At 68.5% G+C, this 26162-nt stretch carries 32 protein-coding genes, 1 pseudogene and 1 riboswitch; of the genes and pseudogenes, 15 read left to right on the top strand and 18 right to left on the bottom strand.

Features of this window, described 5'->3' with window-relative positions; all coding sequences use genetic code 11:
- Window positions 1-8 precede the first annotated feature (8 nt).
- Window positions 9-1154 carry an ABC transporter substrate-binding protein gene (locus E3D03_RS01070; protein WP_263565427.1) on the bottom strand — a complete coding sequence of 382 codons (1146 nt, stop codon included), beginning with the start codon at window positions 1152-1154 and terminating at the stop codon, window positions 9-11.
- Between the two features lie 27 nt (window positions 1155-1181).
- The gene (paaN, locus tag E3D03_RS01075; protein WP_263565428.1) at window positions 1182-2831 is read right to left on the bottom strand and encodes a phenylacetic acid degradation protein PaaN; all 1650 of its coding nucleotides are present in this window, start codon (window positions 2829-2831) and stop codon (window positions 1182-1184) included.
- Window positions 2832-2932: 101 nt separating this feature from the next.
- Here paaN and paaG point away from each other — a divergent pair, with 101 nt between their 5' ends.
- The 4 genes from paaG (at window position 2933) to E3D03_RS01095 (ending at window position 6241) form a co-directional block, all read left to right on the top strand.
- Complete coding sequence (gene paaG, locus E3D03_RS01080; RefSeq protein ID WP_263565429.1) at window positions 2933-3721, top strand: 2-(1,2-epoxy-1,2-dihydrophenyl)acetyl-CoA isomerase PaaG; 789 nt, start codon at window positions 2933-2935, stop codon at window positions 3719-3721.
- A 14-nt stretch (window positions 3722-3735) separates the two neighbouring features.
- Complete coding sequence (gene paaI / locus E3D03_RS01085) at window positions 3736-4161, top strand: hydroxyphenylacetyl-CoA thioesterase PaaI (RefSeq protein ID WP_018001579.1); 426 nt, start codon at window positions 3736-3738, stop codon at window positions 4159-4161.
- Window positions 4162-4194: 33 nt separating this feature from the next.
- The gene (gene paaK, locus E3D03_RS01090; RefSeq protein WP_263565430.1) at window positions 4195-5505 is read left to right on the top strand and encodes a phenylacetate--CoA ligase PaaK; all 1311 of its coding nucleotides are present in this window, start codon (window positions 4195-4197) and stop codon (window positions 5503-5505) included.
- A gap of 136 nt (window positions 5506-5641) precedes the next feature.
- Window positions 5642-6241 (top strand): TetR/AcrR family transcriptional regulator, encoded by a 600-nt coding sequence (locus tag E3D03_RS01095; protein WP_263565431.1) that lies wholly within the window; start codon window positions 5642-5644, stop codon window positions 6239-6241.
- Between the two features lie 4 nt (window positions 6242-6245).
- Here the strand turns inward: E3D03_RS01095 and E3D03_RS01100 are convergent, their stop codons facing one another.
- The 8 genes and pseudogenes from E3D03_RS01100 to E3D03_RS01135 form a co-directional block, all read right to left on the bottom strand.
- On the bottom strand, window positions 6246-6497 hold the full coding sequence (locus tag E3D03_RS01100; RefSeq protein WP_263565432.1) for a DUF982 domain-containing protein: 252 nt from the start codon (window positions 6495-6497) through the stop codon (window positions 6246-6248).
- Between the two features lie 110 nt (window positions 6498-6607).
- A complete protein-coding gene (locus E3D03_RS01105) occupies window positions 6608-6814 on the bottom strand; it encodes a cold-shock protein (RefSeq protein WP_018001583.1) in 207 nt (68 codons plus the stop codon).
- A gap of 11 nt (window positions 6815-6825) precedes the next feature.
- On the bottom strand, window positions 6826-7761 hold the full coding sequence (locus E3D03_RS01110) for an ABC transporter permease (RefSeq protein WP_263565433.1): 936 nt from the start codon (window positions 7759-7761) through the stop codon (window positions 6826-6828).
- Entirely contained in the window at window positions 7758-7937 is a 180-nt protein-coding gene (locus E3D03_RS01115) for a hypothetical protein (protein WP_026155604.1), read from the bottom strand. The genes E3D03_RS01110 and E3D03_RS01115 overlap by 4 nt, the downstream gene beginning before the upstream one ends.
- A 10-nt stretch (window positions 7938-7947) precedes the next feature.
- On the bottom strand, window positions 7948-8160 hold the full coding sequence (locus E3D03_RS01120) for a hypothetical protein (protein ID WP_263565434.1): 213 nt from the start codon (window positions 8158-8160) through the stop codon (window positions 7948-7950).
- Window positions 8161-8169: 9 nt separating this feature from the next.
- A pseudogene (locus E3D03_RS01125) lies at window positions 8170-9223 on the bottom strand (quaternary amine ABC transporter ATP-binding protein).
- Between the two features lie 133 nt (window positions 9224-9356).
- Window positions 9357-9569, bottom strand: a complete 213-nt coding sequence (locus E3D03_RS01130) for a glycine betaine ABC transporter substrate-binding protein (protein WP_263565435.1) — start codon at window positions 9567-9569, stop codon at window positions 9357-9359.
- 36 nt (window positions 9570-9605) lie between these two features.
- On the bottom strand, window positions 9606-9767 hold the full coding sequence (locus E3D03_RS01135; RefSeq protein WP_263565436.1) for a hypothetical protein: 162 nt from the start codon (window positions 9765-9767) through the stop codon (window positions 9606-9608).
- Between the two features lie 73 nt (window positions 9768-9840).
- Here E3D03_RS01135 and E3D03_RS01140 point away from each other — a divergent pair, with 73 nt between their 5' ends.
- On the top strand, window positions 9841-10146 hold the full coding sequence (locus E3D03_RS01140; protein ID WP_318013677.1) for a hypothetical protein: 306 nt from the start codon (window positions 9841-9843) through the stop codon (window positions 10144-10146).
- A 14-nt stretch (window positions 10147-10160) separates the two neighbouring features.
- Here the strand turns inward: E3D03_RS01140 and E3D03_RS01145 are convergent, their stop codons facing one another.
- The 7 genes from E3D03_RS01145 to E3D03_RS01175 form a co-directional block, all read right to left on the bottom strand.
- Window positions 10161-11450 carry a TRAP transporter large permease gene (locus E3D03_RS01145; RefSeq protein ID WP_263565437.1) on the bottom strand — a complete coding sequence of 430 codons (1290 nt, stop codon included), beginning with the start codon at window positions 11448-11450 and terminating at the stop codon, window positions 10161-10163.
- Window positions 11443-11937: a TRAP transporter small permease gene (locus E3D03_RS01150; protein WP_263565438.1), complete on the bottom strand. Its 495-nt coding sequence runs from the start codon at window positions 11935-11937 to the stop codon at window positions 11443-11445. The genes E3D03_RS01145 and E3D03_RS01150 overlap by 8 nt, the downstream gene beginning before the upstream one ends.
- 6 nt (window positions 11938-11943) lie before the next feature.
- Window positions 11944-12912: a TRAP transporter substrate-binding protein gene (locus E3D03_RS01155; RefSeq protein WP_263565439.1), complete on the bottom strand. Its 969-nt coding sequence runs from the start codon at window positions 12910-12912 to the stop codon at window positions 11944-11946.
- A gap of 111 nt (window positions 12913-13023) precedes the next feature.
- Window positions 13024-14313, bottom strand: a complete 1290-nt coding sequence (locus E3D03_RS01160) for a F390 synthetase-related protein (RefSeq protein ID WP_263565440.1) — start codon at window positions 14311-14313, stop codon at window positions 13024-13026.
- Window positions 14310-15092, bottom strand: coding sequence for an MBL fold metallo-hydrolase (locus tag E3D03_RS01165; RefSeq protein ID WP_263565441.1), 783 nt, complete (start codon window positions 15090-15092; stop codon window positions 14310-14312). The genes E3D03_RS01160 and E3D03_RS01165 overlap by 4 nt, the downstream gene beginning before the upstream one ends.
- Window positions 15080-16012 (bottom strand): NAD-dependent epimerase/dehydratase family protein, encoded by a 933-nt coding sequence (locus E3D03_RS01170; protein WP_263565442.1) that lies wholly within the window; start codon window positions 16010-16012, stop codon window positions 15080-15082. Before E3D03_RS01170 ends, E3D03_RS01165 begins: the two co-directional genes overlap by 13 nt.
- The gene (locus E3D03_RS01175) at window positions 16012-16998 is read right to left on the bottom strand and encodes a 3-oxoacyl-[acyl-carrier-protein] synthase III C-terminal domain-containing protein (RefSeq protein ID WP_263565443.1); all 987 of its coding nucleotides are present in this window, start codon (window positions 16996-16998) and stop codon (window positions 16012-16014) included. Before E3D03_RS01175 ends, E3D03_RS01170 begins: the two co-directional genes overlap by 1 nt.
- A gap of 91 nt (window positions 16999-17089) precedes the next feature.
- On the opposite strand from E3D03_RS01175, the gene E3D03_RS01180 reads away from it, so the two are divergent.
- The 10 genes from E3D03_RS01180 to yghU all read left to right on the top strand — a co-directional run bounded on the left by E3D03_RS01180 (window position 17090) and on the right by yghU (window position 25120).
- On the top strand, window positions 17090-17680 hold the full coding sequence (locus tag E3D03_RS01180; protein ID WP_263565444.1) for a TetR/AcrR family transcriptional regulator: 591 nt from the start codon (window positions 17090-17092) through the stop codon (window positions 17678-17680).
- A 5-nt stretch (window positions 17681-17685) separates the two neighbouring features.
- A complete protein-coding gene (locus E3D03_RS01185; protein WP_263565445.1) occupies window positions 17686-18714 on the top strand; it encodes a sulfotransferase in 1029 nt (342 codons plus the stop codon).
- Between the two features lie 149 nt (window positions 18715-18863).
- A complete protein-coding gene (locus tag E3D03_RS01190; protein WP_263565446.1) occupies window positions 18864-19274 on the top strand; it encodes a hypothetical protein in 411 nt (136 codons plus the stop codon).
- Window positions 19271-19801, top strand: a complete 531-nt coding sequence (locus E3D03_RS01195; RefSeq protein ID WP_263565447.1) for a plastocyanin/azurin family copper-binding protein — start codon at window positions 19271-19273, stop codon at window positions 19799-19801. The genes E3D03_RS01190 and E3D03_RS01195 overlap by 4 nt, the downstream gene beginning before the upstream one ends.
- A complete protein-coding gene (locus E3D03_RS01200; protein ID WP_263565448.1) occupies window positions 19798-20475 on the top strand; it encodes an RNA polymerase sigma factor in 678 nt (225 codons plus the stop codon). Before E3D03_RS01195 ends, E3D03_RS01200 begins: the two co-directional genes overlap by 4 nt.
- Before the next feature lie 100 nt (window positions 20476-20575).
- Window positions 20576-20773: riboswitch (cobalamin riboswitch) on the top strand.
- Window positions 20774-20869: 96 nt separating this feature from the next.
- Window positions 20870-21877 (top strand): ABC transporter substrate-binding protein, encoded by a 1008-nt coding sequence (locus E3D03_RS01205; RefSeq protein ID WP_263565449.1) that lies wholly within the window; start codon window positions 20870-20872, stop codon window positions 21875-21877.
- Complete coding sequence (locus E3D03_RS01210) at window positions 21874-22917, top strand: FecCD family ABC transporter permease (RefSeq protein WP_263565450.1); 1044 nt, start codon at window positions 21874-21876, stop codon at window positions 22915-22917. The genes E3D03_RS01205 and E3D03_RS01210 overlap by 4 nt, the downstream gene beginning before the upstream one ends.
- The gene (locus tag E3D03_RS01215) at window positions 22914-23684 is read left to right on the top strand and encodes an ABC transporter ATP-binding protein (protein ID WP_263565451.1); all 771 of its coding nucleotides are present in this window, start codon (window positions 22914-22916) and stop codon (window positions 23682-23684) included. The genes E3D03_RS01210 and E3D03_RS01215 overlap by 4 nt, the downstream gene beginning before the upstream one ends.
- An 11-nt stretch (window positions 23685-23695) precedes the next feature.
- The gene (locus tag E3D03_RS01220; protein WP_263565452.1) at window positions 23696-24118 is read left to right on the top strand and encodes a pseudoazurin; all 423 of its coding nucleotides are present in this window, start codon (window positions 23696-23698) and stop codon (window positions 24116-24118) included.
- A gap of 126 nt (window positions 24119-24244) precedes the next feature.
- Complete coding sequence (gene yghU / locus E3D03_RS01225) at window positions 24245-25120, top strand: glutathione-dependent disulfide-bond oxidoreductase (protein WP_263565453.1); 876 nt, start codon at window positions 24245-24247, stop codon at window positions 25118-25120.
- 335 nt (window positions 25121-25455) lie between these two features.
- On the opposite strand, the gene E3D03_RS01230 is transcribed toward yghU, so the two are convergent.
- Window positions 25456-25992, bottom strand: coding sequence for a DUF4303 domain-containing protein (locus E3D03_RS01230; protein WP_263565454.1), 537 nt, complete (start codon window positions 25990-25992; stop codon window positions 25456-25458).
- Window positions 25993-26162 lie beyond the last annotated feature (170 nt).

Here is a 26162-nt window from a genome sequence, read left to right on the forward strand (position 1 = left end):
CGGCGGCCTTACGGGGCGATGGTCCACTTGCCGTCCTTGACCTGCAGCATGCGGAAGGCCGACAGGTCGAGGCCCAGGTGATCCTCGGGCGTCATGGTATAGATGCCGGTGGTGCCGGCCAGCGCCTTGGTCGCCTCCAGCGCGTCGCGGATCGCCTGCGGCTCGGTCGAGCCGGCGCGGGTCACGGCGTCGGTGAGCAGCGCGAAGCCGTCATGGGCATAGCCGCCGAAGGTGCTGACCGGCTGCTTGAACTTGCCCTCGTAGGCGGCCTTGTAGGCGGTCACGACCGGCTTTTGCGCATCGCCCTCGGCCAGCAGCGCGGCGACCAGCAGCGCGGTGCCGGGCAGGCGCACGCCCTCGGCCGCATCCGCGCCCGCCAGCTCGATGAACCCGTCCGAGGCGACGCCATGCGACTGATACAGCGGCAGGTCGATCGCCAGCTGCTTGTAGTTGCGGGTCACGATGGACGGGCCCTGGCCGAAGCCCGGGTTCAGCACCGCCTGCACGCCCTCGGCGTTCTTGATCTTGGTCAGCTGCGCCGTCATGTCGGCGTCCTTCGGATCATAGGTCTCGTCCGCGACGACCTCGATGCCGTAATCCGCGACCACGTCCTTGCATTGCGCCTGCATCGAGGCGCCGAACCCGTCGGTGCCCGAAATCATGCCGATCCGGGCGATGCCCTGCTTTTGCATGTCCTCGAAGATCTTCTGGCAGGCCATGCGGTCGGTATGCGGCGTCTTGAAGGTCCAGGGCTTGACCGGCTGGATGATGTCGATGGCGCCGGCCAGCGAGATGAAGGGCACCTCGGCATCCTCGGCCACGGCCAGGATCGACATGCTGGTGCCGGTGGTGGTGCCGCCGATGATGGCCTGGACCTCGTCATCCTCGATCAGGCGGGTGGCGAAGGTGCGCGCCTTGTTGGCGTCGCCGCCGTCGTCATACAGCACCAGCTCGACCGGCTCGCCATTGATGCCGCCCTTGGCGTTCAGGTCCTCGACCAGCATTTCCAGCGTCTTGGCCTCGGGGTCGCCCAGGAACGCGGCCGGGCCGGTGGCCGAGACCGAGGCGCCGATCTTCAATTCGGCGCTGGCGGCCGTGGCCAGGCCAAGCGCGATCAGGGCGGCCGGGGCGGCCGTCTTCAGGGTCGTCTTCATGGTTTTCTCCTCCCAGAGATTCTTGGTTCAGGCCGCCACCGGCCGCCGCCACATGGCGCGGCGAAAACGGTTGGCGACGAAGGCGGTATCGGTCAGGCTGGCATTGCCGGCCGGGTTGGCCCCGGTGACGTGGAAGTCGCTGAAGGCAGCCGACTGGTTGACGAAGATATTGCCGGTCAGGTTCACCGACAGGTTGACGCCCGCCGCGGCAAAGGCGCGGGCGGCGCGGGCGATGCGGCTCTCGTCGGTGTCGTAAAGCGCGGCGGTGATGGCGCCCTTGCGCCGGGCCAGGTCGGCGGCGCGACGGATGCCCGCATCGGCATCCGGCACGGCGATGACGAAACCGATGGGGCCGAAGCATTCCTCCTCGGCCAAGGGGTCGCCGTCGTTCAGCGCCAGCAGCAGCGGCGTCGCGGTGCGCCCCTGCCCCAGCGGCGCCGAATCGCGCAGGATGCGGCCGCGGCCGCGGGTCTCGGCGATGCGGGCCAGCGTGGCCGGGTTGGCGACGGCGCCGCAGACCCCGGCGGCGCGGGCCGGGTCCGACAGCAGCGCGTCCACCGCCGCCGCCAGGGCGCGGCCGACCTCGTCGAAGCTCTTGCGGCCCTGGTCGGTGTCGATGCCGGCTTCCGGCACATAGATGTTCTGCGGCGCCGTGCACATCTGGCCGGAATAGAGCGCCAGCGAGAACGCCAGATTGGCGCACATGCCGGCGAAATCGTCCGTCGCGGCAATGGTGACGGTATTGACCCCGGCCTCTTCGGCAAAGATCTGCGCCTGGGTCGCGTGGCTGCGCAGCCAGCCCCCGAAGGCGCCCGAGCCGGTATAGTCGATCAGCCGCACCGCCGGATCGGTGGCGAGCCGCGTGGTGATCTCGGCGCCCTTGCGGTCCACGGCCATCAGCACCGAATCGGCGGGCAGCCCGGCCTCGGCCAGCACCGCGCGCAGGGTGCGCACGGCCAGCGCCAGCGGCAGCACCGCCGCCGGATGCGGCTTCACGATCACCGGATTGCCGGTGGCGAGGCTGGCGAAAATGCCCGAATAGCTGTTCCAGGTCGGGAAGGTATTGCAGCCGATGGCCAGCGAAAGCCCGGCCGGCACCAGCGACCAGTGCTTTTCCAGCACGATGGGCGCGGCCTTGCCCTGCGGCTTTTCCCAGCGCGCGGCGGGGGCGAATCGGGTCATTTCGTCCCAGGCCATCGCCACGGCCTCCAACCCCCGGTCCTGGGCATGCGGCCCGCCCGCCTGGAATGCCATGGCAAAGGGCTGGCCGGTGGTGTGCATTACCGCATGCCCCATCAGGAAACTGTCGCGGTTGAGCCGCGCCAGCGCCTCGAGGCAGACGCCCACGCGGGTCTCGGGCGCGGCTTCGGCCAGCGCCGGGGCGGCGGCCTGCGCGGCGGCGATCAGCGTCGCCGCATCCGCCGCCGGATAGGTGATTCCCAAGGCGCCGCCAAAGGGCGAGACCTCGGACCCGATCCAGTCCGTGCCTGGATGGCCGGGCAGGTCCAGCCGCGAATCACGCAAGGCCGCGAAAGCCGCCGCGCCGTCCTCGCGCGCAGATTCGCCATAGACCTTGCCGCTCGGCACCTCGGGGAAGGGCGTCCAGAACGCGCGCGAACGGGCCGCCGCCAGCGCGGCATCCAGCATGTCCCGATGGCGTTCGAAAAGCTCGTCCAAAGCGTCCTCCCTCGCTTGCTCCGATTTATCATTGACCGGCCGGTCGGTTTATGCAACAAAAATTTTCAGAGGCCCGGAGGGAGTGGGCCTGGGAGCAACTCATGACGGAAACGGTCCTGACGGCCCTGGCCGATGGCGTGTTGGTTCTGACGCTGAACCGCCCCGAGAAACTGAATGCCTTCAATGTGGAGATGCACCTGGCCTTGCACGCCGGGCTGAAGCGCGCCCATGACGACGCGGCGGTGCGTGCCGTGCTGCTGACCGGCGCCGGGCGCGGCTTCTGCGCCGGGCAGGACCTGGGCGACCGCGATCCGTCCAAGGCGACCGAGGCGCCGGACCTGGGCCAGACGCTGGAGACCTATTACAACCCGACGATCCGGCTGATCCGCGCGCTGGAAAAGCCGGTGGTCTGCGCGGTGAACGGCGTGGCGGCGGGCGCCGGCGCCAATATCGCGCTGGCCTGCGATATCGTGCTGGCGGCGCAATCGGCGCGCTTCGTGCAGGCGTTCTCGAAAATCGGGCTGGTGCCGGATGCCGGCGGTTCGTGGTCGCTGTCCCGCATCCTGGGCGAGCCCCGTGCCAAGGCGCTGGCGCTGACCGCCGAGCCGCTGCCGGCCGCAAAGGCCGCCGACTGGGGCCTGATCTGGAAGGCCGTCGACGACGCCCAGCTGATGGACGAGGCCATGGCGCTGGCCAAGACGCTGGCGGCCGGGCCGACGCTGGGCCTGGGCCTGACCAAGCAGCTGATCCAGGCCGCCGCCGACAACAGCCTGGACCGGCAGCTGGACCTGGAACGCGACGGCCAGCGCCGCGCCGGCCGCAGCGCCGATTATGCCGAGGGCGTCAGCGCCTTCCTGCAGAAACGCAAGCCGGAGTTCCGTGGCCAATGAAACCCGCAGCCGAAATGACCCCGCAGGAACTGGCCGAGGCCAGCGCCCGTGCCATGTGGAACGACGACAGCGCCAGCCAGCGCCTGGACATGAGCCTGGACCACATCGCCCCGGGCGAGGCGACGCTGTCCATGACCATCACCGCCGCCATGTCGAACGGCCACGGCAATTGCCACGGCGGCTATATCTTCACGCTGGCCGACAGCGCCTTCGCCTTTGCCTGCAACAGCTACAACCAGCTGACCGTGGCGCAACACTGCGCGATCACCTATCTTGTTCCCGGCCGGATCGGAGACCGGCTGACGGCCACGGCACGCGAGGTTTCGCGGCGCGGCCGCTCGGGGATCTACGACATACGCATCACCAACCAGACGGGCGAGCATGTCGCCGAATTCCGCGGCCATTCGCGCACCGTCAAGGGAACCCACCTGCCGGGCTGACCCCCGGACGCCGCTTTGCATAGGGAGGAAGCCATGCAAGACCTGTCCCCGAACCGCAAGGAACTGGACCCGATCGAAACCGCCTCGCGCGACGAGATCGAGGCGCTGCAGTTCCACCGCATGAAGCGTTCCCTGAAGCACGCCTTCGAGAACTCGCCCTTCTACCGCAACCGCTTCATCCAGGCGGATGTGCACCCCGAGGATCTGAAGTCGCTCAAGGACATTGCGAAATTCCCGTTCACGGTGAAACAGGACCTGCGCGACACCTATCCCTTCGGCATGTTCGCGGTGCCGCAGACCAAGCTGGTGCGCATCCACGGCTCGTCCGGGACCACCGGCAAGCCGACCGTGGTGGGCTATACGGCGGCAGACATCGACCATTGGGCGAACCTGATCGCGCGCTCGATCCGCGCGGCGGGCGGCCGGCCCGGCGACATGCTGCACAACGCCTATGGCTATGGGCTGTTCACCGGCGGCATCGGCGCGCATTACGGCGCCGAGCGGCTGGGCTGCACCGTGGTGCCGATGTCGGGCGGCATGACCGAGCGGCAGGTGACGCTGATCAACGACTTCAAGCCGCGCATCATCATGGTCACGCCCAGCTACATGCTGTCGATCCTGGACGAGTTCCGCCGCCAGGGCCTGGACCCGCGCGAAAGCTCGCTGGAGATCGGCATCTTCGGCGCCGAACCCTGGACCAACGCCATGCGCCAGGAAATCGAGGAAGCCTTCGACATGCACGCCGTCGATATCTACGGCCTTTCCGAGGTCATGGGCCCCGGCGTCGCCATGGAATGCGTCGAGACCAAGGACGGGCTGCATATCTGGGAGGATCACTTCTATCCCGAGATCATCGACCCGGTCACCGGCGCGGTGCTGCCCGATGGCGAGATGGGCGAGCTGGTCTTTACCACGCTGACCAAGGAAGCCCTGCCGATGGTGCGCTACCGCACCCGCGACCTGACCCGCATCCTGCCCGGCACCGCGCGCTCGATGCGGCGGATCGAGAAGATCACCGGCCGCAGCGACGACATGATCATCCTGCGTGGCGTCAATGTCTTCCCGACCCAGATCGAGGAGCAGATCCTGAAATGCGCGGGCCTGGCGCCGCATTTCCAGATCGAGCTGACGCGCGCGGGCCGCATGGACAACATGACCGTGCATGTCGAATGCGCCGAGGCGATGGCCGATGCCGATGCCCGCGCCAAATCCGCCAAGGAGCTGGCGCATCACATCAAGTCGGTGGTCGGCGTCTCGACCAGGATCGAGGTCAGGGATCCGAACGGCATCGCCCGCTCGGAAGGCAAGGCCAAGCGGGTGATCGACAACCGGCCCAAGGGTTGACGCCTTCCGCGACACCGCGACGCGGGGCCGGGCATGACAGCGGCGGGAAAACCCGCTAAAGCGGCAGGGGGCCGGTCGGGCCCCCTGTGCCATTCGCGCCCCGGCGCGGCGAAAGACCAGAAGACATGAGGACGGCATGGCTCGGACACGGGCGACGGATTTCGAGGAAAAGCAGCGCGGATTGCTGGACAGCGCGGCCGAGGTCTTTGCCGAACTGGGCATGGAAAAGGCCTCGATGGCGCAGATCGCGGCCCATGCCCATGTCTCCAAGGCATTGCTTTATCATTATTATCCCAGCAAGGACGCGCTGATCTTCGCCATCATCGCCACGCATCTGGAAGAGCTGGACGAGGCGATCGAACAGGCCGACGACGCCACCCTGGCGCCCGAGCAGCGGCTGCGCAAGCTGGTCGGCACGGTGCTGGAATGCTATCGCGGCGCCGACAACCAGCACAAGGTGCAGCTCAATGCCACCTCGGCGCTGTCGGATGAGCAGAAGGCCGAGATCCTGGCGCTGGAACGCCGCATCGTCAAGCATTTCGCCCTGGTGCTGCGGCAGATCAACCCCGACCTCGACGACCCGCAGCGCCCGTTGCTGACGCCGGTCACCATGTCGCTCTTTGGCATGATGAACTGGGTCTACATGTGGTTCCGCGACGGCGGCCGCATCACGCGCGAGGATTACGCCGACGTGGCGACCACCCTGATCCTGGAAGGCATCAAGGCGGTGCGTTAGGACCTCAGGCCGCCAGCGCCGGCACGAAACCGGCGCTTGCGGCGGCCTCGGCGAAGGACTGCCGCGCCGCGCCGACCGGGACGAGGCAGTTCATCGCCGCCTCGACCTGGCGCAGCGCCTGGCCGCGGGCCGGGTCGGCCACCGGCCATTTGCGGCGCAGCCAGTAATGCGCCTGCTCGATGGTGCTGAATTTCTGCACGTCGCCCTGTGGCGAGACGACGAAGCTCAGGGGCGTGCCCCAGTGAATCTCGATCATGGTGTTTCCTTGATGAAAAATGCTGCCCCGACCGCGCGGGGCCGCCGGTCGGGCAAAAAGAAAGGCGGGGCCGACATCGCCGGCCCCGCCTTCATGCAATGTCGGTTGGCTTATGCCAGCGCCAGGTTCGTCGCCGATTCGCGACCGTTGCGGTCACGCTCCAGGTCGAAGGTCACCGCCTGGCCGTCGTTCAGACCGCGCAGGCCGGCACGCTCCAGCGCCGAGATATGGACGAAAACGTCCTTCGAACCGCCTTCGGGGGCGATGAAGCCGAAACCTTTGGTGGCGTTGAACCATTTCACGGTGCCATTGGCCATCGTGTCATTCCTTATATAGATGCCGCTCGCGACATGCAGCGGCCCGGCAAAGCTGAAGATCGAAAGCTGAGCCGAAAGGAATCAGGTCCGAACATAGGTATGCCGCCCCTATATAACGCAGCATGACCCGGTTTTCGAGGGGGAAGGTGAAAATTATCTTCCCTCGGGCTTTTTCCTCTCGAGCGCGCCGCGCGACAGCCGGTCGAGCAGCAGGGCGATGGCGACGATGGCAAGGCCGGCGCGCAGGCCAAGGCCCATCTCCATGCGCGCGTGACCTCGGCGCCCAGGCCGCCGGCGCCGACCAGCCCCGCCAGCACCACCATGGCCAGCGACAGCAGGATGCACTGGTTCAGCCCGACCAGCAGCGTGGGCGTCGCGGCCGGAAACTCGATCTCCCACAGGATGGTGCCGGGCTTCGCGCCGATGGTCTCGGCCAGTTCCTTGAACTCCGTCGGCACGCTGCGAAAGGCCAGCGTGGTCAGGCGCAGCATCGGCGGGATGTCATAGACGATGGTGGCGATGATCGCCGGCACCTTGCCCAGGCTGAAGATCATCACTGCCGGGATCAGGTAGACCCAGGGCGGCACCGTCTGCATCACGTCCAGGATCGGGCGCAGCGCCGCCTCGACCCGCGGCCGGCGCGCGGCCAGGATGCCCAGCGGAAAGGCGATAGCGACGGCGATCAGCACCGCGATCACCACCAGCGCGATGGTCTGCATCGCGCCCGTCCACAGGCCCATCAGCCAGCAGAACCCCAGGCAGCAGGCCGACAGCACCGCGACCCGGCGCCCGGCGGCAAAGAAGGCCGCGACCGCGACCAGCGCAATCAGCGCCCAGGGCGGCAGCACCGCCTCGATAACCTGGGTGACGACCGCGAAGAAGCCGTGGAAATTGGCGTTCAGCCAGTCGACGACGGGGGCGAGAAAGGCTCCGGGATTGAAACTCATTTCGTCCTCGCAAGGCTTTGGGTGACGCGGTCCAGCACCATGGTCAGCACCACGATGGCGATCGAGGCATTGATCGAGGTGGCGATGTCCAGCGTGCGGATGGCGCCGTAGATCGTCTCGCCAAGCCCGCCCGAGCCGACGATGCCGGCGATCACCACCATGCCGAAGGCCATCATCGGGCTCTGGTTAACCCCCGCCATGATCGAGGGCAGCGAAAGCCAACAGCCCGACCAGCGCCGCGGTCACGGAGAAGGGCGGCAGCAGCAACAGCCATTGCACGGCGTCGAACAGCTCCTCGAGTAGTGCGCGTGCGCCGTCGAAGATGAAGGCGACATGGTCGGTCAGCCAGAACAGCGCGTCATCCACCGTGGTGTCGAAGGCGGCGACGAAATCCTCCATGACGCCCCCTCAATGCGCGGCGGCGGCGGCATCGCCGCGCACGCCCAGCAGCAGGTTGCGGATGGTGACCACGCCCAGGACGCGGCCGTCCTCCTCGACCGCGATGGCATCGCTGCCGGTCGCGGTGATCTGGCCGATCAGCGCGTCGATGTCGGCCTCGGGCGAGCAGCGCGGCAGGCCGTCCACCGGGCCGGTCGCGGGTACCATCACCGAATGCGCCTTGACCAGATGCAGCCGCGAGATGCCGGCGACGAAAGCCGCGACATACTGGTCGGCCGGGTTCATCACGATCTCCTCGGCGGTGCCGGTCTGGATGATGACGCCGTCCTTCATGATGGCGATGCGGTCGCCGATGCGGATCGCCTCGTCGAGGTCATGGGTGATGAAGACCGCCGACTTGCGCAGGTCCTTGGTCAGCTGGCGGAACTCGTCCTGCAACTGCCGGCGGATCAGCGGGGCCAGCGCGGAAAACGGCTCGTCCATCAGGATGATCTCGGGGTCCGAGGTCAGCGCCCGCGCAAGCCCGACTCTGCTGCATGCCGCCCGACAGTTCCGACGGATAGCGCGGCATCCAGTCCGACAGCCCGACCTTGGCCAGCGCGACCTCGGCGGCGCGGTTGCGCTCGTCCTTGGGCACGCCCTGCACCTCAAGGCCGAAGGCGGCGTTTTCCAGCACGTTGCGCTGCGGCAGCAGGGCGACGGACTGGAACACCATGCCGATATGGCGGGCGCGGGTCTCGCGCAGGGTGGCGGCGTCCATGGCGGCGATGTCGCGGCCCTTGACCAGGACCTGGCCCAAGCTCGGCTCGATCAGCCGATTGAGCAGCCGGATCAGCGTCGACTTGCCCGAGCCCGACAGGCCCATGATGCAGAAGATCTCGCCGCGCCGCACCTCGATCGAGGCATCCGAGACACCGACCACGCAGCCGAACTCCTTCAGCACCTCCTGCTTGCCCAGGCCCCGGCCGGTGATCGCCCCGATCGCCTCGCGCGAACGGTCGCCGAAGACCTTCCACACCGACCGGCAGTCGATCAGAACGTCGGTTGCCTCATTGTGTGTCATTCCCACGCCTCCCCATAACGTCATACCAATGGGCGAACGGGCGGCCCCGATACCGGACCGCCCGCCTGCGCAGGTTCAGTAGGGCTTGATATTTTCCCAGCGGTTCAGCAGATCGGCATTGACCGCAGTCCAGTCAGCAATGGCCTGGTCCATGGTCTTTCCCGTCGTTCACCGCGGCATTAATCGCGGTGATCTGCGCCAGCGGGACATAAACGCTGGCGATGATCTCGCGTGCTTCGGGGTTGGCCTCGGAGAAGCATTTTTGGCCGATCCAGTAATAGGCCTGCGGCGGCGCGAAGATGCCCTTGGGGTCGGCAAGGAATTTGGTGTCGAACTTCTGCACCATCCAGGACGGCTCCCAGATCGTCACGGCGATCCAGTCCTAGCGGTCGACGGCGGATTTCAGCGCCGCGGTCACGGCGGCGGTGGAGCCCTCGACCAGCTGCAGCTTCATGCCATAGGCATCGACCGCATCGGCCGCCGAACTTGTCGGCATCTTCTCGTTCAACTGCTCGACCGAATCGTTCGGCACGTATTTCGGCACCGCGATGCCCTGGTAAAGCCCGTGCGAGGCGGCCAGGAAGGCTGGGGCAGAAAAGTTCGACGCGCGTTTCCCGATGCTGAAGGGCCTGCGCTTCGATTACAGCTGGTCGGGCCACCTGTGCCTGTCGAAGAACGCCGTCTCGGTCATGCGCCAGCTGGAGCCCGGGCTTTACGCCGCCTGCGTCGACAACGGCCTGGGCACCACGCGCAGCACGCTGACCGGCATCGGCGCGGCCGAACTGCTCTGCGGGCGCACCAGCGCGGTGACGGCATTCTTCGCCGCCGAGGCCGAACCCAGCCGCCTGCCGCCGCATCCCTTCGACCCCATCGGCGCAAACGCCTATATGCGCTGGAAGGAATGGCAGGCGCGGCAGGAGTAACCCCTGGCTACCCGCTAGCGGGCGAAGCCGCTGACATGGGGCAGCCAGGTCGACAGCGCCGGCACGAAGGTCAGGATCAGCAGGGCCGCCATCGCCGCGACGAAGAAGGGCGGCAGCTCGCGGATCAGCGCCGAAGGCCGCTGCTTGGTGGCCGAGGCGACGACGAAGATCAGGCTGCCGACCGGCGGGGTCATCAGCCCGAAGGTCAGGTTGACGATGACGATGATCGCGAAATGATCCGCGGCGATGCCCAGGCTATGCGCGATGGGCGCCAGGATCGGCACCAGGATCATCACCCCCGGCAGCGGGTCCATGAACATGCCGAAGACCAGCAGCAGCACGTTCACCATCAGCAGGAAGGCGATCGGCGACAGGTCCATCGCGATCACGGCATCGGCCATGGCCTGCGGCACGCCCTCGATGATCAGCACCCAGGCAAAGGCGCGGGCGGCGGCCAGGATCATCAGCACCGCGACCGACATGATCGCCGAGCGCAGGAAGGCGCCCCACAGGTCCGCCCAGCTGAACCCGCGATAGACGAAGGCCGAGACCACGATGGCATAGAACACTGCCACGACCGAGGCCTCGGTCGGCGTGAACAGCCCGGCGCGGATGCCGCCGACGATCAGCACGATCAGCAGCAGCGCCGGCAGTGCCGCGCCGGTGTTGATCAGCATCTGCCGGACCGGCGGGCGCGGCTCGAGGCTGCGGTAGTCGCGCTTGCGGCTGATCCACCAGTTCACCAGCGCGATCAGCCCCGAGATCAGCAGCCCGGGCAGCAGGCCGGCCATGAACAGCGACCCGACCGAGACATTGCGGTCCTGCAGCGCATAGATGATCATGGTGATCGAGGGCGGGATGATCGGATCGACCACCGAGACCGAGATGGTCAGCGCCCCGGCATAGCCCTTGGAATAGCCCGACCGCTCCATCATCCGCGCCATCATCGCCCCCGGGCCGGCGGCCGAGGCCAGGGCCGAACCCGAGATGCCCGCGAACAGCGTCCCGGTCAGGATATTGGCATAGCCCAAGCCCCCGCGCAGGTGGCCGACGAATTGCGAGGCAAAGCGCAAGAGCATGCGCGAGATCGCCCCGGTGGACATGATCTCGGCCGCGAGGATGAAGAAGGGCACCGCCAGCAGCGGAAAGCTGTCCAGGCCGGTGAACATCTCCTTGACGACCACGACCATGGGATAGCGCCCGCCGATCGCCACGGCGGCAAAGGCCGACATTGCCAGCGCGAAGGCGACGGGCACCCCGATCACCATGAGGATCAGGAAGGTGGCGATCAGGATCTCAACCAACGGCGGCCTCGTCCGAATGTTCAAGTCCCGCGCGCAGGTAGCGCGGCGCGATCAGCGCCAGATGCACGATCAGCAGCGCGAATCCCGCGGGCATCGCGGCATAGACCCATTTCATCGGCACGCGCAGCGCCGCGGATTTCTGCACCGACATCCGGGCCATGTAATCCAGCCCGACCCAGACCATGAAGCCGAAGAAGCCGAACAGCAGCAGCAGGATGAGGCCGCGCAACACGCGCTGGCCCTGCGTCGGCAGCGCCTCTTGCGCATTGGTGATGGCGGCATGCGCCCCCTCGCGCAGGGCCAGCCCCGCGCCCAGGAAGGTCACCCAGATCATGGCGTAGCGCGCCACCTCGTCCGCCCAGGTCAGCGAGTTGCCGGTCAGGTAGCGGCCGGCGACGTTCCAGCCCAGGATCAGGGTCATCGCCATCAGCGCAAGCACCAGCACGGCACCGTTGACAGCGACGAAGGCGCGTTCGACCCGGCGCATGGCCGCCTACTCGACCGCGCTGATGCGGTCCATCAGCTCCTTGCCGAACTGCGCCTCGTAGGATTTGTAGGGCTCGGTCAGCGCCTCGCGGAACGCCGCCTTCTGCTCGGGCGTCAGCTCGTTCACGGTCATGCCCTGTTCCTGCATCGACGCCACGCCCGAGGCATCGACCTCGTCGACATAGGCGCGCATGGCGACCACCGCGTCCTTGGCGGCCTTCTGGAAGGCGGCCTGCTGCGTCTCGTCCAGCCCGCCCCAGAGCGAGGGCGACACCAGGATGATGGTCGAGGAATAGACGTGCCCGTCCAGCGTCAGGTTCTTCTGGACCTCGTTCAGCTTGGCCGAGACGATCACCGACAGCGGGTTCTCCTGGCCGTCGATGGCGCCCTGCTCCAGCGCGCCGATCACCTCGGGCCAGGCCATGGGCGTGGGCGCGGCGCCGAGCGCGCGGAAGGCCTCGATATGGATCGGGTTCTCCATGGTGCGGATCTTCAGCCCGGCCATGTCCGCCGGGGTCTCGATCGCGCCGCGGTTCGAGGTGATGTGGCGGAAGCCCTGCTCGCCCCAGGCCAGCGCATGCAGGCCGGCATCGTCGAATTTCGCCAGCATTTCCTGGCCGATCTCGCCGTCCAGAACCTTGCGGGCATGGTCCTTGTCGCGCAGCAGGAAGGGAATGCCCAGCACGCCGACCTCGGGCACGAAATTCGTCAGCGTGCCGTCCGAGGCGATGGTCATCTCGACCGTGCCCAGCTGCAACCCCTCGAGCACCTCGCGCTCGCCGCCCAGGCCGGACGAGGGAAAATGGCGGAAGGTGAAGGCATCGCCGAGGCTTTCCTTGAGGGAGGCTTCGAAAGCCTTGGCGCCGGCGCCGTAATGGCTGTCCTCGGCCAGCGCATAGCCGATCTTGATCTCTTGCGCGGCTGCGGGCAGGGCGAATATGGCACCGAGCAGCGATGCAACCAGAACATGTTTCATTGCGAGCTTCCTCCCATGGTCGGGCCGGGGTCTAGCGCGATACCGTGACTTGACGCAATCCCAAAGCCGCCGTGGCGCGGTCCCGCGCAAGATCCTTTCGCGGGGGTCGCTTCACGGATGCGCGGCGGGCGGGAGCGCCGCCGGTTCGACCCGGATGCGGCGGCGCTTGGCGTCGGTCTCCGGCGGCAGGCCGGCGTGAAAGGTCAGCTCGGGCAGGACGGCCCCCATCTGCCCCGCCAGTGCGGCCAGGCTGGCGCGCAGCGCCGCCTCGGCCCCCGGCGCGGCGCCGTCCAGCCACAGGTGCAGCACCCTGCCGCGCTGGATGATGCGATAGTCTCGCAGGCTTTGCGGCAGGCAGGCGATGGCGGTGCGGATCGCCTCGGAGGGAACCATGCGCGGTCCCGCGGCCGCGGCCCACCACAGCATGTCGTCCTCGCGCCCCTCGATCCGGGCGAGGCGCTGGCTGGCGCAGCCGCAGGGGCACGGCCGGGGATCGGGGATCAGCACGTCGTTCAGGCGATAATTCAGGATCGGCAGGCTCTCGCGGGTGAAGTCGTGGATGATCGGGCAGAAGGCCCCCGTCGCCGGGTCGATGACCTCGCGGTCGATCCGCAGCCAGCGCTCGTTCAGATGCAGGCTGCCGGCATGGCAGGTCATGGCCAGCACGCCCTCGGTCGCCTGATAGACCTGATCGACGCGGAGGCCGAAGGCGGCCTCGATCAGCGCCGCATCCTCGGGCGACAGCGTCTCGGCGACCGAGATCACCCGGCGCGGCGCCAGCCGGATCCGGCCCGCCGCCTGCCGCTCGGCCAGCATAGCCAGCACCCGCGCCGGCGCGATCAGGACCGAGGGGGCCAGTTCCGCCAGCCGGGGCAACTGCGCATCCAGCGGCGCCAGCAGGTCGAAGAAGGCAAAGCGGACCAGCGGGTTCGACAGCCCGCGATACAGCGCATTGTCGGCGCGCATGAAGAACGCGATGCGCTGGCGCCGCCACAGCTCGGGCCAATAGCGCCCCAGCATGATCGCGGCCCAGAGCCGCCTTTCGCGCGGCGTGGCCAGGAACAGCCCGCGCTGGCCCGAGGTGCCGGTGGACAGCCCGACCGAGACATCGCCGATCAGCGGGCGGAAATCGCGGCTGGTCTCGGCGCGGATGGCGATGCGCATCGCCGCGTCGCGGTCGATGCCGCAGGTGTTGACGGCCGAGAATTCCGCCATCAGCCGGGCCTTGTCCATGCGCGGCAGATCGGCCAGCGGCAGGTCCGCCATGGCGCGATAGAAGGGCGAACGCGGCATGACCCGGGCGCGAAAGCGGCGGAAGCCGGCGGCATGATGCGCTTCGATCGCGGCGCGCGAGGCAAAGCCACTGCCATAGCGGCTGTGCAGGAATGCGGTCGGGCTCATCTTGCGGCCTCGGGACAATGCGAGGGGTCGATGGTGATGTCGGGGCGGCGCAGCATCAGCGCGCGCAGCCGGGCAAAGGTCCGGCGATAGGCATGGGCATCACCCAGCCGGGCCAGCACCGGGCCGGGCGGCAGCCGGTTGGCGCGCAACGGCGCCCGGCCATAAGCGGCGTCGGCGACCAGGAAGCGGGCGGCCTCGGGCAGCCACAGGCCCATCTGCCCGGTGCCGTGGCCCGGCAGCGGCACCGCGATCAGGCGGCCATCGCCCAGCAGGTCGCGGCCCTGCGGAAACTCGGGCAGGCCGGTGGCGACCTGGGCGCAGGCCTCGACCGGCTGCGGATCGCGGGCCCGGATCGCGTCGCGCAAGCGGGCCGGGCAGCCGGCGCGCAGGCTGGCAAGGTCTCCCGGCGCATGCAGCGCCGCGATGGCCTCGGCCGAGGCCATGACCGGAATGCCGGCCGGCAGGTCGATCAGCCCGGCGCTGTGGTCGGCATGCATATGGGTCAGGAACACCCGGTCCGGCAGGCGCGGCAACTGCCGCGGCAACCGCTCGCCCTCCGGCAGGCGAACCGGCGTCAGCCAGCGATAAAGCCGCGCCGGAAAGTCGCGCGTCGCGGCGAAGAACGCCGGCCCATAGCCGCAATCGACCAGCACGCAGGCGCTTTCGGTCTCGACCAGCGTCGCCAGGGCTGGAAAGGTCGCGAAGCCCGCACCCGGCAGTCCCGCGCCCCAGGCCGGGGCGCGGCATGCGCCGATCTTCAGCGTGGTCAGGCGAAGCATTCCGCCACCCCCTGCCGGAACCCGACCTGCGGACGATAGCCCAGCTCGCGCCGCGCGGCCGAGATGTCCAGCGTCAGGCTGCTGCCCAGCGAGGCCACGGCCTGCCGCGTCAGCCGCGGCTCGGCCCCGCCGCGCGCGCGGGCCACGGCCTCGGAGGCGCCGGCCAGCCAGCGCGCCAGCGCATAGGGCAACGGCAGCCCGCGCAGCCGCAGCCCGCTTTCGCGCGCGATCATCGCGGCCAGCTCGCGAAAGCGGAAGGCCTCGCCCGAGGTGATGTTCCAGACCCCGCCGCGCGGACCCGAGGCGGCCAGGATCATCCCCCGCGCCGCGTCGTGCCGATGCGTCAGGTCGATCAGCGCCTGCCCGCCCCGGATCATCGGCACCCGGCCCTGCCGCATGGCCAGGATCACCCGCGGCAGCAGCGCCCGGTCGTGGCGGCCATAGATGGCGCGCGGCCGGATCGCGGTGCAGGCCATGGCGCCGGCGTGGTCCAGCACCATCCGCTCGGCGATCCGCTTGCTTTCGGCGTAAAGCGACAGCGGCCGGGCTGGCAGCGGCGCATCCTCGGCCAGGTCCAGCCTGTCGGTGCCATCGGCATAGATGCTGGGCGACGAGGCAAGGACGAAGCGCTTGACCCCTGCCCGCTCGGCCGCATCCAGCAACCGCCGGGTCGCCAGCACATTGGCGGCGTGGAATTCGTCCCGCGTGCCCCAGGCGGAACTGCGCGCGGCGCAATGGAACACCACGTCGATGCCCGCGACCAGCGGGGCCAGGGCGGCATGGGCCAGGTCGGCGGCGCGAAAGCCCGGCAGCGCCACGGCTTGCCTTGCGGTGGTGCCGACGCCCCAGCCATGCAGCGCCAGCTGCTCGACCAGCGCGCGGCCCAGGCAGCCGCTGGCCCCGGTGACCAGCGCGCGCATCAGAACCGCACCATCATGCCGCCCAGCGAGATGCCGGCCGAGGTGCCCATCAGCAGCGCCGTATCCCCGCGCAGCAGCCGGCCCGAGCGCACCGCGTGGTCCAGCGCCGTCGGGATCGAGGCCGCGATCTGGTTGCCGGTGCGGGCAAAGATGTCGATCACCCGCTCGGACGGCAGCCACAGGTTGCGGGTGGCATGCTGCAAGGCCTGCGCGCTGGCCTGGTGCGGGATGACGCAGCCGATGCTGCCCAAACCCACCCCCGCCTTTTTCAGCAGCCTTTGCAGAAAGCGCGGCAGGTGGCGCGAGGCCAGCTTGAACGCCTTGCCGCCATCCATGTGAAACCGATCCTCGCCCGGCGCGATGCCGCGGGCCGGGTTGACCCGCGTGCCGCCCGCCGCCAGCACGCAGGCGTCATGGCCATGGGCGAAAGTCTGGAAATCATGCGCCAGCACCGCGCCCTTGCCGCCGGCCTCGACCACCACCGCCGCGGCGCCGTCGCCAAAGATCGCGGCCGCCTCGGGATGGTTCCAGTCCAGCCCGACCGAGGCGATATCCGAGGAAAACACCAGCACCCGCCGGGCCCGGCCGCATTGGATATGCATCGCCGCAAGGTCCAGCGCCTGCAAAAAGCTGAGGCAGGTCGCGTTCACGTCGAAGGCCGGAATGCCCGACCGGCCCAGCCCCAGCCGCTCCTGCACCAGCGTCGCGGTCGAGGGGATCGGCTGCTCCATCACCCCGCAGGCGCCCAGGATCAGGTCCAGCTCGCCGGCGGCACAGCCCGCCATGTCCATCGCCCGCCGCGCCGCCTCGGCCGCCATGAACGATGTGGTCTCATCCGCCGAGGCGACATGGCGCGCGGCGATGCCGAAACGCGCCTCGCAATCGCCGCGGGCCCAGCCCATGCGGTCGTCGACTTCGGTAGAATGCAGGACCGTTTCGGGCAGGTAACTGCCGGTCCCGGTAATCGTGAGCTTGATCGGAGGCATCTTCTCGTACCATTATTGAACAATGTTCACTAACCTTGACAAGGCCGTCGATTCCTGTCAAGCGTGTTTTTGAACATAGTTCAGGAACGCCATGGCCAGACCCAGACAATACGATCACGACGCATTGCGGACCCGCACGATCGAGGCCGCCAAGCTGCTGCTGGAGGAGGGCGGCCCGGCGGCGCTGACCGCCCGCGCCCTGGCCAGCGCGGTCAAGACCACGCCGGGCACGATCTACAACCTCTTCGACAGCATGCATGCCGTGCTGCAAGAGGTGAACCGGCAGGCGCTGGTCGATCTGGCCATCGCCGTGGATGCGGTGCGCGAGACCGATCCGCGCGCGCGGCTGCTGGCGCTGGCCGAGGTCTATGTCACCTTCATGCTGGACCGCCGCGCGGTCTGGCGCGCGCTATTCGAGGGGCCGCGCATCTCGAACACCCTCCCCGACTGGTACTTGGCCCAGATCGACGGGCTGATCGGCCGCATCACCCAGCCGGTCGCGGCGCTGCAGCCCAAGGGCGACCCGCGCCTGCTGGCCGAGCAATTGCTGCTGTCGGTGCATGGCATCGTCGCGCTGGCGGCCATCGACCGGCTGGATCTGATCACCCGGCAAAAGCCGATGGTGCTGGCCCATGCGGCGGTCGAGCGCATGATCGCCGCCATCCGCGCCGGGGCCGAGTAAGCGCCATGCGCGGCGCGCTGATCCTGGGCTCGGCCCGCTGCGGCTCGACCCTGGTGTCGCAGATCCTGAACGCGCATCCGGCGGTGCTGTCCGTCTCGGAACTGTTCGCCGCCGTCGGGCACAACGCCTTTCGCCCGGCGCATCCGGACGGCGCGCGGTTCTGGGCGCATCTGGCGACGCCCTCGCGCGCCATGGCCCAGGTGGCCAATCCCGATGCCGCGCCGTCCGAATTCCTCTATGGCCGGGTCGCCGCGCCCGCGCATGACCCGTGGCATTGCCCGCCGATCCTGGCCGTGACGCTGCCGCATCTGACCGACGCGCCCGATGCCCTGTTCGACGCGCTGGCCGAACCGATGCGCGCGCGGCCCCCGGCCCCGCTGGCCGCGCATTACCGCGCGCTTTTCCAGGCCATGGCGGACCGGCTCGGCCCCCGCGAGATCTGGGTCGAGCGCTCCGGCGGCTCGCTGGTGGCCTCGGCCACGCTGCGCGCGATGTTTCCCGATGCGGCGCTGGTGCTGCTGGCGCGCGGCGGGCCGGACACGGCCCTGTCGATGCGCGACTATCCCGCCGCGCGGCTGGCGATCTGGTGCTGGCGCAGGCTGGGGCCGCTGGGCCTGGACCTGCTGCATCCGCGGCGGCATTTCGGGCGCGGCGCGGCCTGGAGCGTGGTCGCCGCGCTTGGCGGAGGCCGGGCGATCCGGCGCATCGTCGCGCGCCGTCCCAGCCCGGCAGAGGCCGGCGCCTTCTGGTCGGCGCTGACGATCCGCGGACTGCAGGGCCTGGGCTACGCCCGGCCGATGGTCCTGCGCCACGAGGAGCTGTGCCGCAATCCGCGCGAGAACATCGAACGGCTGGGCCGGCACCTGGGCATCGACATCGCACCTGATTGGCTGGAGCGAGCCGCCGCCATGCCGCAACGGCGCCCGTCGCGCCTCAACGCCCTTTCGCGCGCCGAGCGGGACGAGATCGAACGCGCCTGCGCACCCGGCGAGGCGGCTCTTGCCGCCGCCCTGGCGGCCTTGCCGGCGCGCTGATCCCGGCGGCTCTCGCAGGTATGGACCGCAAGCGGCGCCGCGGCCGATCCCGAAGCGAATTCTTTCACTACCGCGGGAACATTTCCCGGAAACCTGCATCCAATCCGGCATGAGCCCTGGTGACGGGCTCGGATCGGAAAGGAAACGACATGCGTATCATCGTCCCGCTCGTCTTTGCCGCTTTTGCCACCGCGGGCATGGCCTGGGCTGACACGGCCTCGACCACCGCGCCGCCGGCGGCGCCCTTTGCCCAGGTCAGCAAGCTGGTCGCGCTGCCCGACTTCATCCCCGGCCTCGGCACGCTTTACGTCGATCCGGCCAGCCTGCCCGCCGGGCCGTTCCTGGCCTATGACCATGACGGCAAGCTTTCGGCGACGGTCTATATGGTGCCGCTGGACGACCTGAAAAATGGCAGCGGTTTCAACGATCTGCCGTTGGGCGAGGATAGGGTGACCAGCGTCGACATCTATTACAACGCCGGCCATCCGGGCGTCGAGAAGCCCCATGCCCATGTCGTGCTGTATCACGACGCGGGCGCGCGCGACAGGCTGGCGCAATGAGGCTCAGCCGCCGCCATCTGCTGGTCCTGGGCGGCGGTCTCGTCGCCCTTGGCGCGCTTGCCGGCGCCGGCAAGGCCGCTGGACCCGAGGAGATCGCCATGCGCGGCACCCCGCGCGGTGAAAGGGTCTGGTTCTCGCCCCAGGGGCTGGCGGTGGCGCCGGGCGCGGTCCTGCGCTTCGTGAACCGCGATCCGGGCAACAGCCATACCGCCACCGCCTATCACCCGGCCGTATTCGACCGCCAACGCCGCATTCCGGCCGGCGCCCAGCCCTGGGACAGCGGTTTGCTGTTGCCGGATCAGGCGTTCGAGGTCACGCTGACCCTGCCCGGCGTCTACGATTATTATTGCCAGCCGCATGAAATGGCCGCGATGGTCGAGCGGATCGTGGTGGGCCGGCCCGGCGACCCCGGCTGGAAGGGCATGGCGGCGGACAGCGAGGATCTGATGCCCGAGGTTCTGGCAGCTTTCCCAAGCCTCGACGCGATCCTCGCCAGCGGCCGGACCGAGGCGGAGGGCGCGACATGATCCGCGCCCGCCCCCTTGCCAAGGCGCAGGGCGACCCCGACTGGCAATTGGTCGCCGCAGCCCGCGCCCGCGACGAGGCGGCGATCCGCGAGTTGGTGCGGCGGATGAACCCGCGCCTGTTTCGCATTGCCCGCGGCATCCTGCCCTCGGACGCCGAGGCCGAGGAGGCGGTGCAAGAGGCCTATCTTGCCGCCTTCACCCATCTGGACGGCTTTCGCGGCGAGGCGCGCTTTTCCACCTGGATCAGCCGGATCACCATCAATGCCGCCCGGATGCAGGCCCGCCGCCGGCGCCCCGACAAGGACCACAGCGTGAGTGATGAGACCAGCCCCCAGGCCGATGTGCTGGCATTCCCCGGCGCCGAGACCGCCGAGACCGGCGCCGCCCGCCACCAGATCCGCGGCCTGCTCGAAGAGGCGCTGAGCCGCCTGCCGCCCGAACTGCGGCTGCCCTTCCTGCTGCACGAGGTCGAGGGCCAGCCGATCCCGAGCATCGCCCGCGACCTGGGCCTGAACCCGATCACCGTGCGCACGCGGCTGTTTCGCGCCCGTCGCCGGCTGCGCCAGGCGTTGGAGACGCGGCTGCGCGGCGGTTTCGATACGGTCTTTCCCTTCGACGGCGCCCGTTGCGCCCGCATGGCAGATCGGGTGATCGCGGGTCTGCGGGGTCGCTGACGGGGGAAAGCACCAAGGCAAGCGCGAACGGCCTGGCCCCATCCATGAAATCCGCGCTTCCGCCGGCCCGGCTTCCCGGCCTTGCCAGCGCGGGCGCGGGACGCTATGGCGAAGCGTCGGTTTCCGCAAGGAATTGAAAGGGAATCCGTCGGGGTCAAGGCCCCGAACCGGAACTGCCCCCGCAACTGTAGGCGGCGAGCAGGATGCGAAACAGCCACTGTGGCCCCGCGCCATGGGAAGGCCGCGTCCCTGCCGTGACCCGTCAGTCAGGAGACCTGCCGGCGCAATGACCAACCCGGGCGGTGGGCCCGGACGGGGTTTGCTGCCGGCACCGCCTGCCCTGCATGCCTGTCCATGCCCTGCGCCTGCCCATGATGCAGCGGAAGGGACCATCATGCTGAGATACACCACGGCGATTGCCGCCACCTTCGCCCTGGCGCCGATGGCGCTGGCGGGCACCGGATACCCGCTGACCCTGACCAGTTGCGACCATCAGGTGACCTTCGACAAGGCGCCCGAAAGCGTGGTCAGCGTCGGGCAAAGCACGACCGAGATCCTGTATATGCTGGGCCTGGCCGACAAGGTCGCGGGCACGGCGCTGTGGGTCAACCCGGTGCTGCCGGAGTTCGAGGAAGCCGACGCCAAGGTCGAGCGCCTTGCCGACAACGCCCCCAGCTTCGAGAGCGTGCTGGCCAAGAGACCGGAGCTGGTCGTCACCGCCTATGAATGGATGATCGGCCCGCAGGGCGCGGTCGGCACGCGCGAGATGTTCGACGACGCGAAGATCCCCAGCTGGATCATGCCCACCGAATGCGTCGGCAAGGACAACAGCCAGAGCATGGACGGCGCGCGCAGCGTGATGTTCGACACCGCGCTGCTCTATCAGGGCATCGAGGAGCTGGCGCAGATCTTCGACGTCCAGGACCGCGGCGCCGAGGTGGTCGCGGACCTGAAGGCGCGCGAGGCCGGCGCGGTCGAAAAGGCCAGGCGTCTGGGCCTGTCGGCGGATGTCTCGGGCGTGTTCTGGTATTCCTCGGCCGATATCGAGATCGACCCCTATGTCGCCGGCGTCAACGCCGCGCCGGGCTGGATGCTGTCGAAGCTGGGCGTGAAGAATGTCGTGCGCTCGCAAGAGGAATGGCCGACCGTCGGCTGGGAAACCATCGCCAAGGCCGAGCCGAGCTTCATCGTCGCGGCCGAGATGAACCGCCGCCGCTTTCCGGCCGACGACATCGCGGTCAAGCGCGAATTCCTGACCTCGGATCCGGTGACGCGCCAGATGCAGGCCGTCCGGCATGACCGCATCGTCACCCTGCCGGCCAATGCCATGGACCCCTCGGTGCGCACGATCTACGCGCTGGAATCACTGGCCGATGCGCTGGTCGGGTTCGACCTGAAATGAAGGTGCGCGCCGCGACCGCCGGACGCAGGCGGGACTGGCTGTGGCTGGCGCCAGCGGCGCTGGTCGCGGCGCTGATCTTCGGCACGGTGGTGGGCGAGACGCGGATCCCGCTTGCCACCGTCATCGAGGTGCTGGCGGTCAAGGCGGGGCTTTCCTCGGCCGCGCCCGACCCGATCGACGCCAGCGTGATCTGGCATTACCGGCTGTCGCGCGCCGTGGTCGCGGCTTGCGGCGGCGCCAGCCTCGCGCTCTCGGGGCTGATCCTGCAAGCCTTGCTGCGCAACCCGCTGGCCGAGCCCTATCTGCTGGGCATTTCGGCGGGGGCCTCGACCGGGGCGGTGCTGATCGCAGTCGCGGGGTTCGGCGCCGGGCTGGTCGGCATGTCGGCCGGGGCCTTCGCGGGCGCACTGACCGCCTTCGCGCTGGTGGCCGCGCTGGCGCGGATGGCGGGCGGCGGCACGGGGCTGCGCGGCGCAGGCGTCATCATCCTGGCCGGCATCGCCGGCTCGCAGATGTTCAACGCGCTGACCGCGCTGATCATCGCGCAATCGGCCAGCGCCGAGCAGGCGCGCGGCATCATGTTCTGGCTGCTGGGCAATCTTTCGGGCGTGCGCTGGCCGGACACCTGGCTGGCGATGCCCGTGGCGGCGCTGGGGCTGGCGGTGACGCTGTGGCACGCCCGCGCGCTCGACGCCTTCACCTTCGGCGCCGAGAGCGCCGCCGCGCTTGGCATCGACCTGCGCGTCACGCAGGCGGTGCTGATCGGCACGGCGGCGCTGATCACGGCGGTCATGGTCTCGATCGCCGGGGCCATCGGCTTTGTCGGGCTGGTCGTGCCGCATGCCATGCGCTTCCTCGTCGGCAGCCGCCATGCCCGGCTGGTCCCGGCGACGGCGCTGGCGGGCGCGGTGTTCCTGGTGCTGTCCGACGTGGCGTCCCGCGTCGTCCTGCCCGGCCAGGTGTTGCCCATCGGCGTCATCACCGCGCTGGTCGGCGCGCCCGCCTTTGCCGTGGTCATGGTCCGGGGCAGGCAGCGATGACGCCGGTGCTGGAGGTCGCCCGCGCCCGCCGCCGCATCGCCGGCCGCGACATCGTCGCCGATGTCAGCCTGGCCCTGCGCCCAGGCGAGATGCTGGGCCTGGTCGGACCCAACGGCTCGGGCAAGTCGACGCTGCTCAGCCTGATGGCCGGGCTGGTCCGCCCCGACAGCGGCGAGATCCGGCTGCAGGGCCAGCCGATGGCGCGGCTGCGCCGCCGCCAGATCGCGCAGCGCCTGGCGCTGGTGGCGCAGTCGGCCGAGACCGGCGACCGCCTCTCGGTCCAGGATGCGGTCGAGCTGGGCCGCACCCCCTGGCTTGGGCCGCTGCGGCCCTGGGGGCCCGGGGACGACGCGGCGGTTGCCGCCGCGCTCAAGGCGGTCGGCATGGCGCATCTGGCCGCGCGCGATTGGTCCACGCTGTCGGGCGGCGAGCGCCAGCGCGTCCATATCGCCCGCGCCCATGCGCAGCAGCCGCGCATCCTGCTGCTGGACGAGCCGACAAACCACCTGGATATCCGCCACCAGCTTGGCATCCTCGACCTGGTCGCGGGGCTGGGCACCACCACGGTGATCGCGCTGCACGACCTGCATCACGCGCTGCGCTGCGACCGGGTGCTGGTGATGCAGGCCGGCCGCTGCGTGGCCCTGGGACCGCCCGCCGAAACCCTGACCCCGGCGCTGATCCGTCGGATCTTCGGGGTCGAGGCCGAACTGATCCCCCATCCCGGCGGCGGCCGCCCGGTCTTCGCCTTCCAGCGTCTGTCGTGAAAGGACAAACCATGCTGCTGCGTGCCGCCCTGCTGGCCTGCCTGCTTCCCGCCGCCGCCCTGGCCGAGACCCATGAGGTCAGGATGCTGAACCGCAACACCACCGGCCCGATGCCCTTCGAGCCCGAATACTTGGTGATCGCGCCCGGCGATACGGTGAAGTTCATCGCCGCCGATCCGGGCCACAATGCCGCCAGCATCGCCGGCATGATCCCCGAGGGCGGCGCGAAGTTCATCGGCAAGATCGATGAGGAAATCGCGGTGACGCTGGATGCGCCCGGCATCTGGGGCATCAAATGCTCGCCGCATTACACCATGGGCATGGCGATGCTGATCCAGGTCGGCGACACCCCGGCGACCAAGGCCGACCTGCCCGAAGATCTGCCCGATGCCGCCCGCCAGAGGATGCTGGACATCCTCGCGCGCCGGAAGTGACGCATCGGACCTGCGACGCGCACCATGGCGGAAAACCGCATCGCCAGGCGACGGTGCCACCGCAGCCACGGTTGATGTTCGGCGCCATCCTCTACATCTTGGGACCAGGCAGCGACAGGAGAAGTCATGAGCGACGACTATGCCCCGCCCAGGGTCTGGACATGGGACAAGGACAACGGCGGCCAGTTCGCCAGCATCAACCGGCCCGTTGCCGGGCCGACGCATGACAAGGACCTGCCGGTCGGCAAGCATCCCTTGCAGCTCTATTCGCTGGCCACGCCCAACGGGCAGAAGGTCACGATCATGCTGGAGGAGCTGCTGGAAGCCGGCTGCGATGCCGAATACGACGCCTGGCTGATCCGCATCGGCGATGGCGACCAGTTCGGCAGCGGCTTCGTCGCGGTGAACCCGAATTCCAAGATCCCGGCGTTGATGGACCATTCGGTCACGCCGCCGCGGCGGGTGTTCGAATCCGGCTCGATCCTGCTTTATCTGGCCGAGAAGTTCGGCGCCTTCCTGCCCCGTGATCCGGCGGCGCGGACCGAGGCGCTGAACTGGCTGTTCTGGCAGATGGGCTCGGCCCCCTTCCTGGGCGGCGGCTTCGGGCATTTCTATGCCTATGCCCCGGTCAAGATCGAATATGCCATCGACCGCTACACGATGGAGGCGAAGCGCCAGCTCGACGTGCTGAACCGGCACCTGGCCGATCACCGCTTCATGGCCGGCGAGGACTATTCCATCGCCGACATGGCGATCTGGCCCTGGTATGGCCAGGTCATCGCGGGCAAGGTCTATGGCGACGCGGCGACCTTCCTCGATGCCGGGATCTATGGCCACGTCCGGCGCTGGTATGACGAGATCGCCGCGCGTCCCGCCGTTCGGCGCGGCATCATGGTCAACAAGACCTCGGGCGAGCCTGCCGAGCAGCTCTGGGAACGCCATGACGCCTCGGATTTCATGACCAGGACGCAGGACAAGATCGGCGAAAAGGCCGAAGGATGATCTCAATGCGAAGCCCGGCCTGCGCCGGGCTTTCCCAAGACGCGCCAAGGCGAACGTCCAGCTTGCGGCATGCGAATCCGCCCGGCGCTTCCCGGCTGGGCAAAGATGATCCAACGACGATCGCCCCGCCGCGCAAATGATTTTCCGCGCGCATGGCACTTCCCGATGGGACCGCCAGCCAGCCGTCACGACCAAAAACCACCCTGGCGCGAAATTGGCGTTCATGTCAGAAACCAAGAGCCTTCATGCTGATGCCTACAGTCTTGCAATTCAACGAGACCGTCTTGGTTATAATGGCGGCAATGTGAAGTTCGTATCGAGGCTTGATCTGTCGATCATTCCTCGGCGGCCTCTTCCAACCAGGCATCCAGAGCCGGACCAGGCGGATTCAGCCTTAACGCCCGTTCCGTGTTGCTGTGGTCAGGCGGCATCACCTCGGCAAGAATAACCGTCCCGACCCGCTTTTCACCAGTGCCGAAAAGCCGCTCGGAATCGAGCAGGGCCATCGCCGCCTCGGTCGCGGACAAGCGACGCTCCAACTCCTGGCAATACTCCTCCGCGCTTTCCAATTCATGAAGATTGACCATTTCAGAAAAGGCTTTCACCACGTCATCGAAATATTCCTGACCAAACAGCCAATAAGGGCTATCGGAATAGGACCATTTCAGCAAGGCCCTACGCGCCTTGGGGTTGGTTGCGTCGGCGGCCTCAGGCTCCAAAGCCTGCCACGACCACGCCGAAGGATAGGGGGCAAGGCCCTCACCCGTGCTGACAAGTGTGCAGTAATAAAAATCTTCGGCATTTTCTCGAAACAGCTTTGAAAATGCCTTCCGGGCAGCGGCTGCAATGATCAGAGCAAGTTTGTCCGACATCAGGGCCTCGTGGGCTCCAGTTGGGGCGTGGCCCGAATGGAGCCATGCGCATCTGGATAGTCGATGGAAATACCTTTGCCGCTTCGTCACGACGTGCATCGTGTTTTAAAGCAACATGATGGCAAAGCTGTCTTAGGTTATGTTGACAAATGGCGGATCCATAGCCTGAT

This window comes from Paracoccus sp. DMF (assembly GCF_004407025.1).
Taxonomy (GTDB): Bacteria; Pseudomonadota; Alphaproteobacteria; order Rhodobacterales; family Rhodobacteraceae; genus Paracoccus; species Paracoccus aminovorans_B.

Excerpts from the sequence above, each read along its gene's own strand:
- E3D03_RS01070 (WP_263565427.1), bottom strand. The coding sequence starts at position 1,154 with ATGAAGACGACCCTGAAGACGGCCGCCCCGGCCGCCCTGATCGCGCTT.
- paaG (WP_263565429.1), top strand. The coding sequence starts at position 2,933 with ATGACGGAAACGGTCCTGACGGCCCTGGCCGATGGCGTGTTGGTTCTG.
- paaI (WP_018001579.1), top strand. The coding sequence starts at position 3,736 with ATGACCCCGCAGGAACTGGCCGAGGCCAGCGCCCGTGCCATGTGGAAC.
- paaK (WP_263565430.1), top strand. The coding sequence starts at position 4,195 with ATGCAAGACCTGTCCCCGAACCGCAAGGAACTGGACCCGATCGAAACC.
- E3D03_RS01095 (WP_263565431.1), top strand. The coding sequence starts at position 5,642 with ATGGCTCGGACACGGGCGACGGATTTCGAGGAAAAGCAGCGCGGATTG.
- E3D03_RS01100 (WP_263565432.1), bottom strand. The coding sequence starts at position 6,497 with ATGATCGAGATTCACTGGGGCACGCCCCTGAGCTTCGTCGTCTCGCCA.
- E3D03_RS01105 (WP_018001583.1), bottom strand. The coding sequence starts at position 6,814 with ATGGCCAATGGCACCGTGAAATGGTTCAACGCCACCAAAGGTTTCGGC.
- E3D03_RS01110 (WP_263565433.1), bottom strand. The coding sequence starts at position 7,761 with ATGAGTTTCAATCCCGGAGCCTTTCTCGCCCCCGTCGTCGACTGGCTG.
- E3D03_RS01115 (WP_026155604.1), bottom strand. The coding sequence starts at position 7,937 with ATGATGGCCTTCGGCATGGTGGTGATCGCCGGCATCGTCGGCTCGGGC.
- E3D03_RS01120 (WP_263565434.1), bottom strand. The coding sequence starts at position 8,160 with ATGGAGGATTTCGTCGCCGCCTTCGACACCACGGTGGATGACGCGCTG.
- E3D03_RS01130 (WP_263565435.1), bottom strand. The coding sequence starts at position 9,569 with ATGGTGCAGAAGTTCGACACCAAATTCCTTGCCGACCCCAAGGGCATC.
- E3D03_RS01140 (WP_318013677.1), top strand. The coding sequence starts at position 9,841 with ATGCTGAAGGGCCTGCGCTTCGATTACAGCTGGTCGGGCCACCTGTGC.
- E3D03_RS01150 (WP_263565438.1), bottom strand. The coding sequence starts at position 11,937 with ATGCGCCGGGTCGAACGCGCCTTCGTCGCTGTCAACGGTGCCGTGCTG.
- E3D03_RS01155 (WP_263565439.1), bottom strand. The coding sequence starts at position 12,912 with ATGAAACATGTTCTGGTTGCATCGCTGCTCGGTGCCATATTCGCCCTG.
- E3D03_RS01160 (WP_263565440.1), bottom strand. The coding sequence starts at position 14,313 with ATGAGCCCGACCGCATTCCTGCACAGCCGCTATGGCAGTGGCTTTGCC.
- E3D03_RS01165 (WP_263565441.1), bottom strand. The coding sequence starts at position 15,092 with ATGCTTCGCCTGACCACGCTGAAGATCGGCGCATGCCGCGCCCCGGCC.
- E3D03_RS01170 (WP_263565442.1), bottom strand. The coding sequence starts at position 16,012 with ATGCGCGCGCTGGTCACCGGGGCCAGCGGCTGCCTGGGCCGCGCGCTG.
- E3D03_RS01175 (WP_263565443.1), bottom strand. The coding sequence starts at position 16,998 with ATGCCTCCGATCAAGCTCACGATTACCGGGACCGGCAGTTACCTGCCC.
- E3D03_RS01180 (WP_263565444.1), top strand. The coding sequence starts at position 17,090 with ATGGCCAGACCCAGACAATACGATCACGACGCATTGCGGACCCGCACG.
- E3D03_RS01185 (WP_263565445.1), top strand. The coding sequence starts at position 17,686 with ATGCGCGGCGCGCTGATCCTGGGCTCGGCCCGCTGCGGCTCGACCCTG.
- E3D03_RS01190 (WP_263565446.1), top strand. The coding sequence starts at position 18,864 with ATGCGTATCATCGTCCCGCTCGTCTTTGCCGCTTTTGCCACCGCGGGC.
- E3D03_RS01195 (WP_263565447.1), top strand. The coding sequence starts at position 19,271 with ATGAGGCTCAGCCGCCGCCATCTGCTGGTCCTGGGCGGCGGTCTCGTC.
- E3D03_RS01200 (WP_263565448.1), top strand. The coding sequence starts at position 19,798 with ATGATCCGCGCCCGCCCCCTTGCCAAGGCGCAGGGCGACCCCGACTGG.
- E3D03_RS01205 (WP_263565449.1), top strand. The coding sequence starts at position 20,870 with ATGCTGAGATACACCACGGCGATTGCCGCCACCTTCGCCCTGGCGCCG.
- E3D03_RS01210 (WP_263565450.1), top strand. The coding sequence starts at position 21,874 with ATGAAGGTGCGCGCCGCGACCGCCGGACGCAGGCGGGACTGGCTGTGG.
- E3D03_RS01215 (WP_263565451.1), top strand. The coding sequence starts at position 22,914 with ATGACGCCGGTGCTGGAGGTCGCCCGCGCCCGCCGCCGCATCGCCGGC.
- E3D03_RS01220 (WP_263565452.1), top strand. The coding sequence starts at position 23,696 with ATGCTGCTGCGTGCCGCCCTGCTGGCCTGCCTGCTTCCCGCCGCCGCC.
- yghU (WP_263565453.1), top strand. The coding sequence starts at position 24,245 with ATGAGCGACGACTATGCCCCGCCCAGGGTCTGGACATGGGACAAGGAC.
- E3D03_RS01230 (WP_263565454.1), bottom strand. The coding sequence starts at position 25,992 with ATGTCGGACAAACTTGCTCTGATCATTGCAGCCGCTGCCCGGAAGGCA.